Genomic DNA, 17766 nt, shown 5'->3' with positions numbered 1-17766 from the left:
TGTTGCGGCGTGGGTAGCACGCTTTGATTGCTGCTTCGGTAAAAGTATTCACGATTTGCCAATTTGCCCTGCAGATTTTGTGCAATCTGCCGATAGCGAGATGTCGCAAAATATCAAACTGAGGTCATGTATGAAATTCAAGTCTATCCAGTTCGCCATTGCAACACTGGCAGGCGCTAGTCTGTTTATAGCTGTTGGCATCATGACGCTGTATAGCCTCTATGCGGCCGAGCGCAGCCAGGATTTCATGCAGGTCAGAAGCCAGCAGTTGCTCGAGGCTCAGGTCGAGCGGCGCTTGACGCAACTGGCCTCCGGGGAGAGCGAGCGTATCCGTCGGCGGCTGGAGTATCCTTTTGTGGTCGCCCAGCAGTTGGCGCAGTTGAACCAATTGCTGGATGAGCTCCAGGACGACGGGCTGCCCAGCTTGATGATGAGCCGGGAAGAAATGAATCGGGTGATCCGCAAGACCCTGGTCGAGAACGAGGATTTGCTCGGCGTGTATGTTGGCTGGGAGCCTGAAGCATTCGATGACCTTGACCAATATTTCGAGGGTGTGGAAACCGACGGCTATGATGGCACCGGCCGCTTTATGCCCTGGTGGTTTCGCAGCGCCGATGGCAGTCTGCAGCTTGACTCGCTGAGTGATCTGGAAAGTGAAACCATCAGCGAAACCGGGGTGCGTATGGGCGAATATTACCTCTGCCCTCGCGACACCCTGGCCCCCTGTGTCAGTGATCCGGCGCCCTATGAGCTGGGCGATACCGAGGTCATGCTGTCTGCTTTCACGGTGCCGATTATTTCCGATGGTGTTTTCAAGGGTATTGTCGGCGCTGATCTGTCTCTGGATTTCATTCAGGACATGCTGGTTAAGAGCAACGCCAATTTGTTTGGCGGCCAGGGCGAGCAGGCGCTGATCAGCAGCAACAATCGCATTGTGGCTTATACCGGGAGTAACGCCGGGGCAGGCGACCCGGCTAGCCAGATACTGGATGCCAATGAGGTGGCGAATATTGCCAGCCTGGGCGATAGCTTGTTATATGACCTTGATGAGGCGGGCGGGCACATTGAGTTGATAATGCCTATACCGATAGGTGATACCGGCAGCCGCTGGGTTCTGATGATCACCTTGCCGATCGACGTGGTGATGCAGGAGCTGAACGTCCTGGGTGCGGAGATGGAGCAGCGCCAGTCTGCCGATGCCGTGATGATGACCATTATTGGTTTGGTAGTGGCTCTGATCGGGTTGCTGGTGATGGTACTGGTGGGTCTGGGTCTGTCGCGGCCGGCACGCCGCCTGGTGGCCATGTTGGATGATATCGCCCGGGGCGATGGTGATTTGACCAAGCGCCTGGCGGTTGATCGAAACGACGAACTAGGCGATATCGCCCGCGGTTTCAATGCCTTTCTGGACAAGCTGCAGGGGATGATTCGCGAGGTGGTCAGCTCAGTGCAGCAGGTCACCGACGCCTCAGAAAATACCGCAGACATCGCCATGCGTACCAATGACGGTATCCAGCGTCAGCTCAGCGAAATCGATATGGTCGCCACTGCGGTCACCGAAATGACCGCCACCGCCCAGGATGTGGCACGCAATGCTGCGCAGGCGGCGGAGGCGGCGAACAATGCCGATGGTTCGGCGCATCATGGTCGCGAGGTGGTCAAATCCACTGCGACGGCGATTCAGGCACTGTCCGGGGATATCCAGCAAGCCGTGGCCAGCGTGCAGTCCCTGGCCCGGGATAGCGACAACATCACCGGTATTCTGGAAACCATCCGCGGCATTGCCGAGCAAACCAATCTGCTGGCGCTGAATGCCGCAATTGAAGCTGCCAGGGCGGGTGAGCAGGGTCGCGGTTTTGCCGTTGTCGCGGATGAGGTGCGTAATCTGGCGCAAAAAACCCAGCGTTCGACGGAAGAAATTCAGACCATGATCGAACAACTGCAAAAAGGCACGCGCGATACGGTTAAGGTGATGGAGCAGAGCCGTGCTCGCACAGAGCAGAGCGTGCTGCAGGCTGAGGAAGCGGATGCCGCTTTGACCTCGATCACCCAGGCGGTGTCGATCATTACCGAGATGAATACCCAAATCGCCAGCGCAGCAGAGCAGCAAAGTGCGGTGGCCGAAGACGTGAACCGTAACGTGTCGACGATTGACCAGGTGGCCAAGTCAGTTGCCGGAGGCGCTCAGGAAGCGTCCGAGGCCAGTGCTGGCTTGACCAAGCTGGCCGAGCACCAGCGTCGTCTGATCAATCAGTTCAAGGTCTGATCAGTCTTCGACTACAACCCTGCCACTGGGCGTGCAGCACTGCGCACCCTGGGTGGTCGGGCTGCTCATCGCTGGGTTGACCGGGTGCATCATGCTCGCCTGTGAACTGGCATTGAGCAACAGCGGCTGCAGATGGCTGGCGGCGGTCGCGGCGGCCAGCCATATCGCCTGTTCGCCGCTATTGAGGGTGACCGGCATACGTTCACCGAGTCGGGCGGGCAAACCCTTGGCTGGCACGGTAATCAGCGCACAACTGTCCCAGTAGCTGCCGTCATCAAGGCTGTATCTCTCCCATAGTCCAGCCAGGGCCAATCCGCCTTTCTGGTTGCGCAGATACCAGGGCTGCTTGCGCTTGCCCTGGGTCTGCCACACGAAGAAGCCATCTACCGGAATCAGGCAGCGCCGCTGCGCCAGCGCTTGGCCGAACATGGGCTTCTCGTGCAGGTGCTCGGCTTTGGCGCTGAAGGCGGCCCTATCCAGTTGTCTGAGCCAGGCTGGGGTCAGATTCCACAACACGCTGGCGCATTCCAATCGGCCTTCAGCCTTGCGCAGAATCAATATTCGTTTGCCGGGTGCGAGGTTCCAGCAGGGTTGCCAACCTTCGGGCACAGCGGTTATTGGGGCGGTGAATTGGGCGAGACGGCCGCTCATCAGTCTTCCAAGTCCATGTCAGGCATGATCGGTGTCGCATTTTGCCAGTCATTGATCAGTTCGCGGGCCAGGCCCAGATCCTCGGGTGTGACCCAGATGCCCAGCAGGTCCAGCGCCGGCAGCTCACCTATGGCGCCCTGCAGGTATTGGCCGCTCATATGGCAACCAATATGATGGTCCTTGAGTAACTGACTGATCAGTTGGCCTTCGGCCATGTCTTGCGGGTGGTAGGCGCAGAGCATTCAGTCCTGCTCCCGACGCAAATCGACACGGTAATCGTCTTCGTTGGGGTCGATCCGAAGACTGACTAGAATGGGCTGGCAGCAAACCTGACAGTCCTCCACGTAAGACTGGGTGCCGCCGGTCAAATCCAGCAGCAGACTGATGGGTTCGCCGCAGTGGGGGCATTCTAGAACGGCTTCTTCGATGGCCTGCATGGGGGTGCCTGTTAGCTGCCGGGAGTGTGACTGTCAGTGTAGCCTCATCGTCAATCTGGCGAAACTGTCCGTAGGGCCGCATAATGCGCGGCTCAATCCGGTGTAAATGAGGACCCTATGGGCGAGTTTGACTCGATACGACCCTACTCCGATGCAGAGGTGCCCGCCGTACTGCAGCGCCTGCTGCATGATCGTGAGCTGCTTGAGATGCTGGCGCGGTATCGCTTTCCGCTACTGAATCGCTGGATGCCGGCGTTGATGGCGAAGCTGGTCGGCTTAGGGTTGCGCCGCGAAGCCAGGGGCATTGCCAGCGTCGATGCGCTGCAGCATAAGCTCGAGCCCTATATGACCCGGCTGATCGAGCGCAGTGCCATCCAGGTTACCTACAGTGGTCTGGAGCATCTGAGCAAGGATCGCCCGCATCTGTTTCTGGCCAATCACCGCGATATCGTCATGGATCCGGCGTTTGTCAATTATGCGCTCTATCATGCCGGGCACCCGACACCACGCATTGCGATTGGCGATAACCTGCTGCAAAAGCCCTTCGTGAGCGACCTGATGCGTCTTAACAAGAGCTTTATCGTGCACCGTTCGGTTAGCGGGCGCCGGGAGAAGCTCGCGGTGTACCAGTCTTTGTCGGCTTATATCAATCATTCGATTGCCACCGGCCATTCGGTCTGGATCGCGCAGGCGGAAGGGCGAGCCAAGGACGGGCAGGATGAAACGGATACCGCGATCATCAAGATGCTGTGCATGAGCCGCAAGGCTGAGCCCTTCAGTGAGGTCTTGGCGTCGCTGAACCTGGTGCCGGTGTCCATTGCCTACGAATGGGATCCCTGCGACCAGATGAAGGCGCGTGAGCTGGAACAGCGTGAGCGTACAGGCAGTTACAGCAAGGAACCCGGTGAAGATGATCGCTCCATCGCCATGGGGCTGACCGGCTATAAGGGCCGCGTGCACGTGGCCTTCGGGTCACCGCTGGAGGAACCCATGGTTGATGCCAAGGCGGTGGCCAGAGAGGTGGATCGGCAAATTCTGTCCAACTACCGACTGTATCCGAGCAACTATCTGGCGTTTGAACAACTGCCGAACGCGCCGCAGATCGATATCGGCCCGTGGCGAGAAGAGTTCGATTCCGCAACCCTGGCTATGGAGCAGCACCGCTTTGAGCAGCGCTTGGCCGCCTGCCCGGAGGCGCAACGGCCGTGGTGGCTGCTGCAATACGCTAATCCGGTGATCAGTCGTGCGCGAACGTTACAACTGAGTGCTGATCAGGCTGAGCAGTAGGCCAGCGCCAAGGCAGATGGCACCAACGCGATTGAACAGGCGGTTGATGCGTTGGCTTGCCGGGGCTGGTTCTTCTTCAGTGGCCGTCGGGCTGGTGGCTAACTGGCTTATACTGCGGCTGACCCTGATCTGCGTGGCAATCAGCAGCCAACTGCCGCTCAGCGCGTAGAACAGCCCCAGAGCGTTGATGACCAGGGCGCTGTGGTGCAAATAAAACATCCAGGCTGCCTGCAAAACGGGCATGCGTGTATCTCCGGGCACTGTTTGTTCGGGCAACCGGCGTGGTTTTATTGTTTTTCTGACTGGGTGACGTCAAAACATAAAATGGAAAGACAGGGTATCGGCCTATACCAATCCCGACTGAAAACGGGCGCTATTATAGCGCCGCGCACTTGGCTTTTCGAGCCTGACCGATACATTCTGTCTGAAAATCCCTTTAACACACGGAACGGGTCGAGGGATTCAACGCAACATTTACGCCGAAACGGCGTCCAATATCATGAGTTTACTTAAACGGGGTTCATTATGAGAAAACACATTGTTCTTACCTGCCTGCTCGGCTCATTGCTGGTGCTGGGTGGCTGCGCGTCCAAACTGACCGGAGACACCTACAGCCGGGATGAAGCACGCGCCCCGCAGACGGTTCGCATGGGTACGGTTGAAGCGGTACGCCCGGTTCAGATTGAGGGCACCAAAACGATCATTGGGCCGGCAGCGGGTGCCGCCGTCGGTGGTATCGCCGGTAGCACCGTAGGTGGCGGCCGTGGCAGCATGATTGCTGGGGTTATTGGTGCTGTCGCCGGTGGTATGGCGGGCGCAGCCACTGAAGAGGGAGTTACCCGTAGACAGGGCGTTGAGATTACCGTCAGAGAAGACGACGGTCAGACCCGAGCCTTTGTCCAGCAAGCGGTTGATAATGTCACCTTTGCCCCTGGTGATCGTGTGCGCGTGCTCACAGTAAATGGTGAGTCGCGCGTCAGTAAATAATCCTCATCCTGACGGCCTCGGCGTCAGATAAGTACTCCTGTGCTTGTCTGACCTGGGGCGGCGGCATGACCTCCAGTCGTCTTTGCCGGGCAATATGATTCAAATTGCTACAGAGCTTTGGGGTTCTCCTTCTTATTTATAGGTCCCTTCCAATAGGTCAGGGCTATTAGTTCGCCTGACTCTGTCAAGATGTTACTGCACCGGCTAAATGTGTAAATTGGACCGTCTACGATTTGACGGAGTGCAGATTTCAATGCCAGTTCACCCTCTGACAGGACCGCACTGATATGTTGGCCAGCCTGTTAGCCATCCTTATCAACGGCTTGTGCGCGCCCTTTATATGGCGGCTTTCCCGGCGCCACGCGGGCCTGCTACTGGCGATTGTGCCTGCTGCTTGTTTTACCTGGTTTGCCTTGCAGATCCCTGAGGTGGCCGGGGGAACTGCGCTTTTTGAGAGCTTTGCCTGGGTGCCCATGCTGGATGTGGCGCTGGGCTTGCGGCTGGATGGTTTGGCGTTGCTGTTTGCGCTGCTGATTACCGGTATTGGCGCACTGATTGTGCTCTATTCCGGTGCTTACCTGCACGATCATCCGCAGCTTGGCCGTTTTTACGCCTACCTGCTGGTGTTTATGATGGCCATGCTCGGACTGGTACTGGCGGATGACCTGATTGCCATGTTCGTGTTCTGGGAGCTGACCAGCATAGCCAGTTATCTGTTGATCAGTTTCAACCATGAAAAGCCAGAATCACGCCGTGCCGCCCTGCAGGCGTTGCTGATCACTGGCGGCGGCGGTCTGGCTTTGCTCGCCGGTTTGGTGCTGCTGGGTATTGCTGCTGACACCTGGCAATTCTCCCAGTTGCAGGCTGAGTTGGTGCAGGCGCATGCATTGTTTCCGGCAATCATGGTGTTGGTGCTGATCGGCTGCTTCACCAAGTCGGCGCAATTTCCGTTTCATCTCTGGTTGCCCAACGCCATGAATGCGCCTACGCCGGTATCGGCGTACCTGCATTCCGCGACCATGGTCAAGGCCGGTATCTATCTGCTGGCGCGGCTTAACCCGACGCTGGGCGGCGGCACTGGCTGGAGTACGATACTGATTACCCTGGGCGCGGTGACGGCGTTGCTGGGGGCGATTCTGGCTATCCGGCAATATGACCTCAAGCGCATGTTGGCTTACACCACGGTAACGGTACTCGGCCAGTTGACCATGCTGATAGGCACCAATACCAGTTATGGTCTGCAGGCGTTTGTGCTCTACCTGGTGGCGCACTCGTTTTACAAGGGCGCGCTATTTATGGCCGTGGGGGCTATCGATCACTCCACCGGCACGCGTGATATCCGCCGGCTCGGAGGGCTCTTTGCACTGATGCCTCTCACCGGTATTGCCGTCGGGCTGGCGGCCTTTTCCAATGCGGGCTTGCCGCCCTTTTTCGGTTTTATTGCCAAGGAATTCAAGTACGCCGGGCTCATTGAAATGGGCACGATTGGCTGGACGGTGACGCTAGTGATGGTGCTGACCAATGCGTTGTTGGTAGCTGCCGCAGGCCTGATTTTCTTTAAGACCTTCTTTGGCGCACGTGGTACCTGGAGCAAAAAAGCGCACGAGGTCAGCCCCTTTATGTGGGCTGGTCCGTTGTTGCTGGCGATCGGCGGCTTTGGCCTGGGCGCGTGGAACAAGTGGCCGGAGACCTGGTTGGTCAATACGGCTGTGCAGGCGGTGGCCAGTGGTGAGGTGGACGTCAACCTGTACCTGTGGGGTGGCATCACCCCTGCAGTTATCGCCAGTGCCCTGACGTTGGGGCTGGGTACGTTTTTCTACTTCCATGCCGATGCGGTGCGCACCTTGGCAAAACGCCTGGGTAGCGTGTGGGAGTTCGGTGGTGATCTGCTCTGGGACAGATTTCTCAAGCGCCTGTTCCAATTCGCTGGCGCAGTGGCGGCGTTGTTCCAGCATGGATCCTTGCGCCTGCATATGGCGTTGATGACACTGGTAGTGAGCGTCAGCGTACTTGGCGGGCTGCTGTTGTTGAATGCGCAGCCTTTCGATGGCCATGCGCTGTCCGAGGTGACTTTGCCGGGTGTGATTGGCTGTCTGTTGGCGCTGGGCGGTGCAGCGGGCGCAGCCTTTATGGCCGGTCGCCTGGCCCTGGTGGCCTCGCTGGGCGCCAGTGGCCTAGGCCTGGCGTTGTTCTTCGTGTCAATCAATGCGCCGGATGTGGCATTGACGCAATTAATGGTCGAGACCCTGACGGTGGTATTCCTGGCGATGGTGCTGCGGCGCATGCCGATGGTACCGGCCAGCGGCGCTAGAACCCAGGCTCTGAATCTCTGGCACGCCGGGGTGGCGATCCTCTTCGGACTGGCCGTCAGCTTGCTGATCATGACGGCGGTGAGCCAACCTCTGCCCGGCGATCTGGCTGACTGGTTCCTGGCCAACAGCCTGCCCGGCGGTCACGGCAGCAATGTGGTTAACGTCATTCTGGTGGACTTCCGTGCGGTAGATACCCTGGGCGAAATTCTGGTGGTGGCGATTGCCGCGCTGGCGGCTTCGACGCTGCTCGGCGCAGGCCAGTTGCAGCAGGAGAAACCGCGGGGCCTGCCTGAGTTCGGTTCGTTGCTGCTACGCCAGGGCATGCGTCCGTTAGCGACCATTTTGCTGGTGGTATCGCTGGCGCTTCTCTGGCGCGGGCATAATTTGCCTGGCGGCGGTTTTATCGGTGGTTTGGTCGCGGCGACGGGCTTCACCTTGATGGTGGTCACCTTCGGGCGCGGTATTCAACGTGGGCTGGCGCGTATCGCGCCGCCCACCATAATCGGCTTGGGTTTGGCTTGCGCGGTAGGCGCCGGTCTGTTCGGGCTGGTCTCACAGGTGTCGTTCATGACCGGTCTCTGGATTGAGCCCTTTGGTCTGAAGCTGGGCACGCCATTACTCTTTGATGTGGGGGTCTTTCTGACAGTCTTTGGTTCGGTCATGCACATGCTGCGCAATCTGATCGGGAGGGCTGCCTGATGGAATGGATAGGCGCCATTACCGCAGGCATCATGGCTGCGCTGGGGGTATGGATGATGCTTGATCGGCATCTGATGCGGGTGGTGCTCGGCATCGCGGTGCTGGGTAACGCTATCAACCTCGGGGTGCTCACTGCAGGCCGCTTTTCCGGCAGCCAAGCCGCCTTCACCTTTGCCGGTCAGAGCGCGCAGGACGCGGCCAACCCCTTGCCCCAGGCATTGGTCTTGACCGCCATTGTCATCGGCTTTGCACTCTTCGTATTTGCCCTCTCGGTGCTCAAGCGCACCCATGAATTGCACGGCGACAAGGACACCGACCGGGTTAGTCAGGTGACCGAGCAGCCGGCCCCGGACAAGGATGAAGAGCACGCGCATCCGCCGGCCGAGGAGGGTAAAGCATGAATACGTTGATCGTCTTGCCGATCCTCATTCCGCTTGCCACGCTGTTGCTGGCGTTACTGGTCAAGCGCCATCATGCCTGGGTCACGGCCATCAGCCTGACGGGCGCACTCCTGCTGCTGCTGACCGGTGTTTATCTGGTCCTCATCGCTGCTGAGGGTACGGTGCTGAGCGCGCAGATGGGCGGCTGGGCCGCGCCTTACGGTATCAGCCTGGTGATCGATCGCTTGTCGGCGGTGATGGTCGCGATTACCGGGGTCATCGGCTTCGCTACATTGATCTACTGCTTTCGCCAACCGATGCCTGCTGATTTTCTGCGTGATACGCATCTGTTTGTGCACGGGCTGCTGGCCGGTATCTGCGGGGCCTTCATTACCGCTGATGTATTCAACCTGTACGTCTGGTTCGAGGTGCTGTTGATTGGCTCCTTTGCGCTGATAGCGCTGGGTGGTGGTGAGCGGCGGTTGTCCGGGGCCATGACCTACCTGGTCTTGAACATGCTCGCGACTCTGCTGTTTCTGCTTGCCGCGGGGTTGGTCTATGGCGCCACTGGCACCTTGAACATGGGTGAACTGGCGCTGCTGTTCCGCGCTGATGAAGCCAGCGATGGCGCCTGGCTAGGCGTGATTCTGATGCTGGTATCCTTCTCGATCAAGGCCGCACTATTCCCCTTGTTCGGTTGGCTGCCGGCCAGCTATCACGTCGCCTGGACTCCGGTCTCGGCTCTCTTTGCCGGCTTGCTGACCAAAGTTGGGGTGTATGCGCTGATCCGCTTGGTGACGCTGCTTTGGCCTGAACCGGGCATAGTGCATTCGGTGTTGTTATGGGTGGCCTGCGCGACCATGATTATCGGCGTGCTGGGAGCGGCTGCGCAGACCGAGGTGAGGCGCATACTGTCCTTTCATATCGTCAGTCAGGTCGGCTACATGATATTGGGCTTGGCTTTGGCCACGCCGCTGGCGCTGGCGGGCGCGGTGTTTTATCTGATCCACCATATCGTAGTCAAAGCTAACCTGTTCTTTGTCGGCGGGATCGCTGCGCGGATTACCGGGTCCGAGCGCCTGGCGGGAATGGGCGGGCTGTATGCCCGTACCCCAATGCTGGCCATTCTGTTTGCCATACCGGCCTTGTCGTTGGCAGGTATACCGCCGTTGTCGGGCTTCTGGGCCAAGTTTGTGCTGGTCAAGGCGAGTCTGGACGCCGGAGTCTGGGTGGCTGCGTTCTTCGCCCTGTTTACCGGGATATTTACCTTGCTATCGATGAGCAAGATCTGGAATGAGAGCTTTCTCAAGGCTCACCCGCAACCCGAGCTGCTGGGTGCCGCGGGGAGCGGGCCGCGGGGTGCCTGGATCACGGTGACCGCTTTGGCGCTGATTACGGTCGCCATTGGCCTGGGCGCAGGGCCGGTGATGAATTACGCCATGGCAGCATCTCTGCAGTTGATCGAAGCGCCCGCCTACCTACAACTGCTGAATGGGAGGGGCGAGTGATGGTGTATGTGCATTTGCTGCTCGCTAGCGTACTGGCCGCGGTTCTGGCGTCGCTCAGCCCGCTGTACTGGCTGATCGCGTTTGCCGCGCTTTACCCGTTGTTCAGGCTAGGTGGGTTGTTTCATCACCCCAGCCGTGTGTATGCGTTGCGCATAGAGGCCGGGCTGGTATTCGTTCCCTGGTTTACCTGGCAGGTATTCAGCGCCTCGCTGGACGTGGCGAAGATTGTCCTGAACCCGCGCTACCAGGTCGAATCCGCCGTGGTGCGCGTTCCGGTGCATACCCGCGACAAACGCTTGATTACGCTGCTCGGTTGTCTGCTGACGTTAACGCCGGGGACCCTGGCACTGGACTATCGTTCGCGCACCGGGGAAATGTTCGTACATGTATTGGATACCCGTTCGGTGGACTCAGTCACCGCTGCCATTGGCAATATCGAGCGGCGTCTGATGCGCTGGGTGCAGCCGCTGGGAGGTGAAAAATGAACGTGACATTGGCTGGAGCTGACTGGGTATTGCCGCTGGCGGGCGGCATGCTGGTGATCAGCACGCTGCTGATCATGTGGCGCCTGTTGGTGGGGCCGAGTAGGCCGGATCGCGCGGTCGCGGTAGATGCCTTGACCATGATTGGCGTGGCCGGGGTGTCGGTACTGGCGCTGATGAGTGAGCAGGCCGTGCTATTGGACGTGGCCATCGTGTTGGCGATTGTCAGCTTTCTCGGTAGTGTCGCCTTCGCCCTGTTGTTCACCGGTACTCATAGCAGCGACAACCCCCATGGGCAGCCTGAGCGCCGGGAAGAAGGAGGCGAGCCATGAACGACTTTCTCGCAATAGCCGGTTCGGCGCTGGTTTTGCTCGGCGCGGTGTTCAGTCTGCTTGGCGCGCTGGGCGTCTGGCGCCTACCCGACGCCTATACGCGCATGCACTCGGCCAGTAAAGCGGGTGCGTTGGGCGCGATATTGGTACTGCTCGGGGTGCTGTTCGCAACCTCCGGCATGGCATGGCTGGAGACGCTACTGGCGATTGCGGTGCTATTGGTCACCGCGCCCATGGCCGCTCATGCGATCTCACGCGCTGGGCACATGGCTGGCGTCAGACCCAAGGTCGGCCCATTGGGGGATGCGTTGGAGCGGGCCAAGGATCGCGGCTTGGATCAGCCCAAGGACCCGCAATAATAGATCACTCTTATTCAATCAATCGGCTGAATTCATGACAGTGCAAGGCTGTGTGTGGATAATGGATGGCTTGTCCGGGCCGTAAGCCCGGAATAACAGCATGTAAGAAGCCTGAAAGGCCATTGACGGAGTGAGTCCTGCATGACCCTGGCGCTGATTGTGTTGCTTCCCTTGTTGGGGAGCTTGTTACCTTTAATGACGGTTCGTTATGGCCGTTCATTGTGCGCGCTGGCGACTATGCTGGCACCTGTCATCGGTCTGTTTTTGCTATGGCAACTGGCGCCAGTGGTGTTCGATGGTGGCGTCGTGGTCCAGAGCTGGCCCTGGCTGACGCAGATTGGCTTGAATCTGAGCTTCCGCCTTGATGGCCTGGGCTTTCTGTTTGCCTTGCTGATCCAGGGGATCGGCATTCTGGTGATCCTCTACGCGCGCTATTACCTTTCCAAACGCGACCCGATGGGCCGCTTCTTTGCGTTCCTGCTGTTGTTTATGGCCGCGATGCTGGGTGTAGTGCTGTCGGAAAACATGCTGCTGATGATGTTCTTCTGGGAACTCACCAGCCTGTCTTCCTTCCTGCTGATCGGTTACTGGTCGCATTCCACGGATGCGCGCAAGGGCGCGCGTATGGCCCTGGCGGTAACCGGCGGCGGCGGCTTGGCACTGTTGGCTGGCGTGCTGCTGCTGGGTCAGATTGTCGGCAGTTACGAGCTCACCGATGTGCTGGCGGCGGGCGATCTGATCCGCAGTCATGCGTTGTATCCGGTGGTGCTGGTGCTGGTATTGCTCGGCGCTTTTACCAAGTCGGCACAGTTTCCGTTCCATTTCTGGTTGCCGCATGCGATGGCGGCGCCCACGCCCGTCTCGGCGTATCTGCACTCGGCGACCATGGTCAAGGCCGGCGTGTTTCTGCTCGCGCGCTTCTATCCGGCGCTGGCGGATACCGATTTGTGGTTCTTTCTGGTCAGTATCACCGGCATGATCACTCTGCTGCTGGGTGCCTGTACTGCGCTGTTCAAACACGATCTCAAGGGTCTGCTGGCCTATTCGACCATCAGCCATCTGGGGCTGATTACCCTGCTGTTTGGTCTGAGTACGCCATTGGCCGCAGTCGCTGCCGTATTCCACATCATCAATCACGCGACCTTCAAAGCGTCACTGTTTATGGCGGCAGGCATCATCGATCACGAAACCGGCACGCGGGACATGCGCCGCATCAACGGTCTGTGGCGATTTATGCCGCATACCGCGACACTGGCGATGGTGGCGGCGTCAGCGATGGCCGGCGTGCCCTTGTTGAATGGTTTCCTGAGCAAGGAAATGTTTTTTACCGAAACGCTGGTGCGCAATCAGTTTGGTGATTTCAGCTGGGTGATTCCGCTGGTCGCGACCCTGGCGGGGATCTTCTCGGTGGCCTATTCGGTGCGCTTTATTCACGACGTGTTCTTTAACGGCAAACCGCGCAATCTGCCCAAGTACCCGCCGCATGAGCCGCCGCGCTACATGAAGGTGCCGGTCGAAATTCTGGTTGCACTGTGCCTGCTGGTCGGCCTGCTGCCGGCCATTACCGTCGCCAGCCTATTGGCGGTCGCCGCCAGTGCGACCATTGGCGGCGAGTTGCCTTATTACAGTCTGGCCATCTGGCATGGCTTCAATCTGCCATTGATCATGAGCATCGTGGCACTGGTACTAGGTGTGCTGGTCTATGCGGGGCGCGGCCGCATCTTTGATTTGTACGAGCGTCTGCCCGAGCTGGATGGCAAATTGGTCTTTGAGAGGCTAGTGCAAAGCCTTGTGCGCCGGGCCGGGCAGTTTACCCTGCTGCTGGAGAACGCCTCGCTGCAACGCTACCTGGCTTGGATGTTGGCTGCTGCACTGGTGGTTAGCGGTTATTGGCTGTTGCGTTTGCCGTCGTTGCGCGGCGAGCTGGCGCTGAGCCCGGTCGACGCGGTCACGGCAGTCGGTGCCTTGATGCTGATGATCGCGGCGGTGGCCACGGTGATTTGGCACAAGCAGCGGCTTGTCGCGCTGGTGATGCTCAGCGTGGTGGGGCTGTTTGTGGCGCTGGCCTTTGCGCGCTTTTCGGCTCCGGATCTGGCCTTGACCCAGCTGTCGGTCGAGGTGGTGACCATCATTCTGCTGATGCTGGCCCTGTTCTTCTTGCCCCGGTTGACCCCGGCAGAGTCTTCCGGGCTAAGGCGCACTCGTGATTTGGGCCTGGCAGGTATGGCCGGCCTGTTGGTCACGGGTCTGTCCTTTGCGGTAATGACCCGGCCGTATGAAACCATTGCCGGCTATTTTCTCGAGAACAGCGTCTCCGGCGGCGGCGGTACCAACGTGGTCAATGTGATCCTGGTGGATTTCCGTGGCTTCGACACCCTGGGTGAGGTCACCGTACTGGCGATTGCTGGCGTAGCGATTTATGCGCTGATTGACGGTTTGCGCCTGCGCATACCTCAGACCGATGCGCTGGGCCGAGCCTGGAACAGGGATTCCCATCCGTTCATGCTGGTCAACCTGTCACAGGTGATTCTGCCGCTGGCGTTGATGGTCTCTGCGTATATCTTCCTGCGTGGCCACAATCTGCCGGGCGGTGGCTTTATCGCCGGCTTGATCACCGCTGTGGCGCTGATCCTGCAGTACGTGGCCAGCGGCGAGAAATGGACCACCGCGCGCTGGGGTGTGAACTATCACCACCTTGCCGGTTGGGGCGTGATTATCGCTGGCTTGACTGGTTTGGGTAGCTTGTTCTGGGGCTATCCGTTCCTGACCAGCGCTTTCGGTTATTTCGATATTCCGCTGATCGGCAAGACCGAGCTGGCTACGGCCATGCTCTTCGATCTCGGGGTCTATCTAACGGTAGTAGGAGCGACACTGTTGATTCTGGCTAACCTGGGCAAACTCTCGTCCGGCCGCGCGACCCAGGAGGCCAACTAATGGAGCTGCTTTTCGCTTTGACCCTGGGCCTGCTGACGACCTGCGGTGTTTATCTGCTATTGCGGGCGCGCACCTTTCCGGTGGTGGTCGGGCTGACCTTGATCGGCTATGCGGTCAATCTGTTCCTGTTTGCCATGGGCCGGCTGAATACCGGTATGCCCGCGGTGATCGGCCGCGCCGCCGAACACGCTGACCCGTTGCCGCAGGCGCTGGTGTTGACGGCCATCGTGATTGGCTTTGCGATGACCGCCTTTGCGTTGGTGCTGGCGTTGCGCGGCCAGGGCGAGTTGGACAACGACCATGTTGATGGCAAGGGAGATCGCGAATGAATCATCTCCCGGTGCTTCCTATACTGCTGCCGATGTTTATGGGTGCCTTGCTATTGTTGATCGCGCGCAGCCAGATGTCGGTCAAGCGCAGTCTGTCGCTTGGCGCGACTATCTTGCAGATACCGCTGGCCTTGATCCTGATGAGCCAGGCGGGCGAAGGTATCGGCGTCTATGCTGCCGGTAACTGGGTGCCGCCCTTTGGTATTGTGCTGGTAGTCGACCGCTTGGCCGCCTTGATGTTGTTGGTCACTGCTGTGCTTGCCGGTGCTGCGGTTCTGTACGCAATGCGCGGTGATGACGGTCTGGGGCGCAATTTCCATGCGTTGTTCCAGTTTCAGTTGATGGGCATTAACGGCGCTTTTCTGACCGGCGACCTGTTTAACCTGTTCGTGTTCTTTGAGATTCTGTTGATCGCTTCCTATGCCTTGTTGCTGCATGGCGCGGGGTCTGCACGGGTCAGGGCCGGGTTGCATTATGTGCTGCTCAATCTGTTCGGCTCGGCATTGTTTTTGATTGCTGTGGGCACCTTGTATGGCGTGACCGGCACGCTGAACATGGCTGATCTGGCGGTCAAGATCGCTGAGGTACCCGTAGCCGATGCGCCTCTGGTCGGAGCGGCGGGCATGTTGCTGCTGGTGGTGTTCGGGCTCAAGGCGGCGATCTTTCCGCTGTATTTCTGGTTGCCCAAAGCTTACTCGGCCGCCAGCGCGCCAGTTGCCGCATTGTTTGCGGTGATGACCAAGGTCGGGCTGTATTCGATTTTGCGCGTTTATACCCTGATGTTCGGTGACGACGCCGGTATGCTCGCATCTATGGCCCAGGACTGGCTCTGGCCGATTGCCCTGGTCACCATTGTACTGGGCGCGATTGGGGCATTGGCGGCCAGTAGCCTGAACGGCCTGGTGGCCTATCTGGTGGTGGTGTCGGTGGGCACCTTGTTGGCGGGGATCTCGCTGGGTACCCAGGAAGCGCTGGCTGCTAGCCTGTATTATCTGATGCATAGCACCTGGATCAGCGGCGGACTGTTTTTGTTTGCCGGCATTATCAGCCGCTCTCGCGGCCCGCGCTTCGCCGCGCGCCTGGTGCCCGGGCCTGATATGCCCGGCGCGTTGATGCTCAGTGGCCTGTTCTTTGTCGCGGCTGTTTCAGTGGCAGGTATGCCGCCACTGTCGGGTTTTATCGGCAAACTGCTGTTGCTCAGCGCCGTAGGAAGTGGGGTGATGGCCGCCTGGCTCTACGCGGTGGTATTGGGCAGCAGTTTGGTTACCCTGGTAGCGCTCAGCCGCGCCGGCAGTACGCTGTTCTGGCGGCGTGATGCCGCGCCTGACACCGGTGAACCGCTCGATCCGCTGCGTATGCTGGCCATGACGGTATTGTTGCTGACCAGCCCATTGCTGGTCTACTTTGCCGCGCCTGTGCTGGCGTACCTGGACGCCACGGCGGCACAGTTACTCCACCCAAGCGAGTATATTCAGCAGGTGCTGACCACGCAGCCGTTTACCCCCGGAGGCCAGCCATAATGAACCGCCAATCTTTGCTGCCTCACCCCTGGCTGAGCCTGTTCCTGGTGGTGGTCTGGCAGTTGATCATGAATGATCTGTCCCCAGGCTCCTTGATCATGGGGTTCTTTCTGGCCTGGGGCATACCGCTGATTACCCATGTATTCTGGCCGGACCCGCCAACCATGCGCCGACCGCTGGTGCTGCTGCGCTTCACCCTGCGGGTGCTGGGCGATATTCTCACGGCGAATCTGGATGTGGCCAAGCTCATCCTCGGACCCAGCAATAAGCTGCGGCCGGCTTTCGTCGAGTACCCGGTTGAGCTGACCCATGATTTTGCCATCCACTTGCTTGCCAGTACCATCTCGCTGACGCCGGGTACGGTTTCGTCGGACATCAGCGATGATCGCCGAACGCTACTGATCCACGCGCTTGACGTGGCAGATGAGCAGGAACTGATTGAAACCATCAAGCAGCGTTACGAGCGGCCGCTCATGGAGGTGTTCGAATGCTCCACACCGTAATTCTCCTGTGCCTGGGCATCATGTCTGTGGCAGTGGTGCTGAACATGCTGCGCCTGCTCAAGGGGCCGGACCTGCCGGACCGTATCCTGGCGCTCGATACTCTTTATATCAATGCGATTGCACTGATTATTCTGCTGGGTCTGTACTTGAGTTCGGATCTGTTCTTCGAGGCAGCATTGCTGATTGCGGTCATGGGCTTTGTCGGCACGGTCGCCATCGCCAAGCACCTGCTGCGGGGTGACATCATTGAGTAATAAGTGGAATAAGAAGCTGAACAAAGAACCGGAGCTGACATGCTAGAGGCCATTCAAAGCGCTACAGTAGTGGAGTGGATTGTCGCTTCGCTGATTCTGCTGGGCAGTGTTTTTGCGCTGATCGGCTCCATTGGGCTGTGGAAACTGCCCGACTTCTTTATGCGCCTGCATGGGCCTACCAAAGCGACGACCCTGGGCGTAGGCGCTCTGGTGATTGGCTCGCTGATCTACTTCAGCACTCGGGGAGAGGGGCTCAGTATGCATGAACTGCTGATCACCATCTTCCTGTTCATGACCGCCCCGGTCAGCGCCAACATGCTGGCCAAAGCGGCGATGCACGAACGTTTGAAGCGGGTAGAGCGGACCAAAGGGCAGCCTTGGGAGTAAGGTTGTGCAGAGGGTAGCGGAACGTATCCGGCCCCAACGCGCGTCATTCCGACTTCCGCGCTCTTCACTCCCAGCCCCAACCCCGTCATTCCCAGCCCAAAACCAGTCATTCCCGCGTACGCGCACTACTGTCCGGAAT

The 17766-nt window shown here is 59.0% G+C and carries 19 protein-coding genes; 15 read left to right on the top strand and 4 right to left on the bottom strand.

What is annotated here, in order from left to right; genetic code table 11:
- Positions 1–130 precede the first annotated feature (130 nt).
- Entirely contained in the window at positions 131–2266 is a 2136-nt protein-coding gene (locus K787_RS0102820; RefSeq protein WP_022961271.1) for a methyl-accepting chemotaxis protein, read from the top strand.
- On the opposite strand, the gene K787_RS21970 is transcribed toward K787_RS0102820, so the two are convergent.
- From K787_RS21970 to K787_RS0102805, 3 genes are read right to left on the bottom strand one after another with little or no spacing between them, the layout of a single operon-like run.
- A complete protein-coding gene (locus tag K787_RS21970; RefSeq protein WP_022961270.1) occupies positions 2267–2917 on the bottom strand; it encodes an SOS response-associated peptidase in 651 nt (216 codons plus the stop codon).
- On the bottom strand, positions 2917–3159 hold the full coding sequence (locus tag K787_RS0102810) for a putative signal transducing protein (protein WP_022961269.1): 243 nt from the start codon (positions 3157–3159) through the stop codon (positions 2917–2919). Before K787_RS0102810 ends, K787_RS21970 begins: the two co-directional genes overlap by 1 nt.
- Positions 3160–3354, bottom strand: coding sequence for a CPXCG motif-containing cysteine-rich protein (locus tag K787_RS0102805; protein WP_022961268.1), 195 nt, complete (start codon positions 3352–3354; stop codon positions 3160–3162).
- Between the two features lie 117 nt (positions 3355–3471).
- On the opposite strand from K787_RS0102805, the gene K787_RS0102800 reads away from it, so the two are divergent.
- The gene (locus K787_RS0102800) at positions 3472–4641 is read left to right on the top strand and encodes a 1-acyl-sn-glycerol-3-phosphate acyltransferase (RefSeq protein WP_022961267.1); all 1170 of its coding nucleotides are present in this window, start codon (positions 3472–3474) and stop codon (positions 4639–4641) included.
- Here K787_RS0102800 and K787_RS0102795 read toward each other — a convergent pair.
- Positions 4609–4884, bottom strand: a complete 276-nt coding sequence (locus K787_RS0102795; protein WP_022961266.1) for a hypothetical protein — start codon at positions 4882–4884, stop codon at positions 4609–4611. The genes K787_RS0102800 and K787_RS0102795 overlap by 33 nt on opposite strands.
- A gap of 282 nt (positions 4885–5166) precedes the next feature.
- On the opposite strand from K787_RS0102795, the gene K787_RS0102790 reads away from it, so the two are divergent.
- From K787_RS0102790 to K787_RS0102730, 13 genes are all read left to right on the top strand, one after another.
- Positions 5167–5628, top strand: coding sequence for an outer membrane lipoprotein (locus K787_RS0102790; RefSeq protein WP_022961265.1), 462 nt, complete (start codon positions 5167–5169; stop codon positions 5626–5628).
- Between the two features lie 287 nt (positions 5629–5915).
- Positions 5916–8639: a hydrogen gas-evolving membrane-bound hydrogenase subunit E gene (gene mbhE / locus K787_RS0102785; RefSeq protein ID WP_022961264.1), complete on the top strand. Its 2724-nt coding sequence runs from the start codon at positions 5916–5918 to the stop codon at positions 8637–8639.
- Entirely contained in the window at positions 8639–9040 is a 402-nt protein-coding gene (locus tag K787_RS0102780; RefSeq protein WP_022961263.1) for a sodium:proton antiporter, read from the top strand. Before mbhE ends, K787_RS0102780 begins: the two co-directional genes overlap by 1 nt.
- A complete protein-coding gene (locus tag K787_RS0102775) occupies positions 9037–10527 on the top strand; it encodes a proton-conducting transporter transmembrane domain-containing protein (RefSeq protein ID WP_022961262.1) in 1491 nt (496 codons plus the stop codon). Before K787_RS0102780 ends, K787_RS0102775 begins: the two co-directional genes overlap by 4 nt.
- Entirely contained in the window at positions 10527–11012 is a 486-nt protein-coding gene (locus K787_RS0102770) for a Na+/H+ antiporter subunit E (RefSeq protein WP_022961261.1), read from the top strand. The genes K787_RS0102775 and K787_RS0102770 overlap by 1 nt, the downstream gene beginning before the upstream one ends.
- Positions 11009–11341, top strand: a complete 333-nt coding sequence (locus K787_RS0102765; protein ID WP_022961260.1) for an MrpF/PhaF family protein — start codon at positions 11009–11011, stop codon at positions 11339–11341. The genes K787_RS0102770 and K787_RS0102765 overlap by 4 nt, the downstream gene beginning before the upstream one ends.
- Positions 11338–11700, top strand: a complete 363-nt coding sequence (gene mnhG, locus K787_RS0102760; protein ID WP_022961259.1) for a monovalent cation/H(+) antiporter subunit G — start codon at positions 11338–11340, stop codon at positions 11698–11700. Before K787_RS0102765 ends, mnhG begins: the two co-directional genes overlap by 4 nt.
- Before the next feature lie 141 nt (positions 11701–11841).
- On the top strand, positions 11842–14634 hold the full coding sequence (locus K787_RS0102755; RefSeq protein ID WP_022961258.1) for a monovalent cation/H+ antiporter subunit A: 2793 nt from the start codon (positions 11842–11844) through the stop codon (positions 14632–14634).
- The gene (locus tag K787_RS0102750; protein ID WP_022961257.1) at positions 14634–14963 is read left to right on the top strand and encodes a Na+/H+ antiporter subunit C; all 330 of its coding nucleotides are present in this window, start codon (positions 14634–14636) and stop codon (positions 14961–14963) included. The genes K787_RS0102755 and K787_RS0102750 overlap by 1 nt, the downstream gene beginning before the upstream one ends.
- The gene (locus K787_RS0102745) at positions 14960–16483 is read left to right on the top strand and encodes a monovalent cation/H+ antiporter subunit D (RefSeq protein WP_022961256.1); all 1524 of its coding nucleotides are present in this window, start codon (positions 14960–14962) and stop codon (positions 16481–16483) included. The genes K787_RS0102750 and K787_RS0102745 overlap by 4 nt, the downstream gene beginning before the upstream one ends.
- Entirely contained in the window at positions 16483–16986 is a 504-nt protein-coding gene (locus K787_RS0102740) for a Na+/H+ antiporter subunit E (RefSeq protein ID WP_022961255.1), read from the top strand. The genes K787_RS0102745 and K787_RS0102740 overlap by 1 nt, the downstream gene beginning before the upstream one ends.
- Positions 16971–17240, top strand: a complete 270-nt coding sequence (locus K787_RS0102735; RefSeq protein ID WP_022961254.1) for a K+/H+ antiporter subunit F — start codon at positions 16971–16973, stop codon at positions 17238–17240. The genes K787_RS0102740 and K787_RS0102735 overlap by 16 nt, the downstream gene beginning before the upstream one ends.
- Positions 17241–17279: 39 nt before the next feature.
- A complete protein-coding gene (locus K787_RS0102730; protein ID WP_022961253.1) occupies positions 17280–17627 on the top strand; it encodes a Na+/H+ antiporter subunit G in 348 nt (115 codons plus the stop codon).
- Positions 17628–17766 lie beyond the last annotated feature (139 nt).

This window comes from Halopseudomonas pelagia CL-AP6 (assembly GCF_000410875.1).
GTDB classification, from domain to species: Bacteria; Pseudomonadota; Gammaproteobacteria; order Pseudomonadales; family Pseudomonadaceae; genus Halopseudomonas; species Halopseudomonas pelagia.
This window is presented reverse-complemented; position numbering and strand designations above follow the sequence as displayed.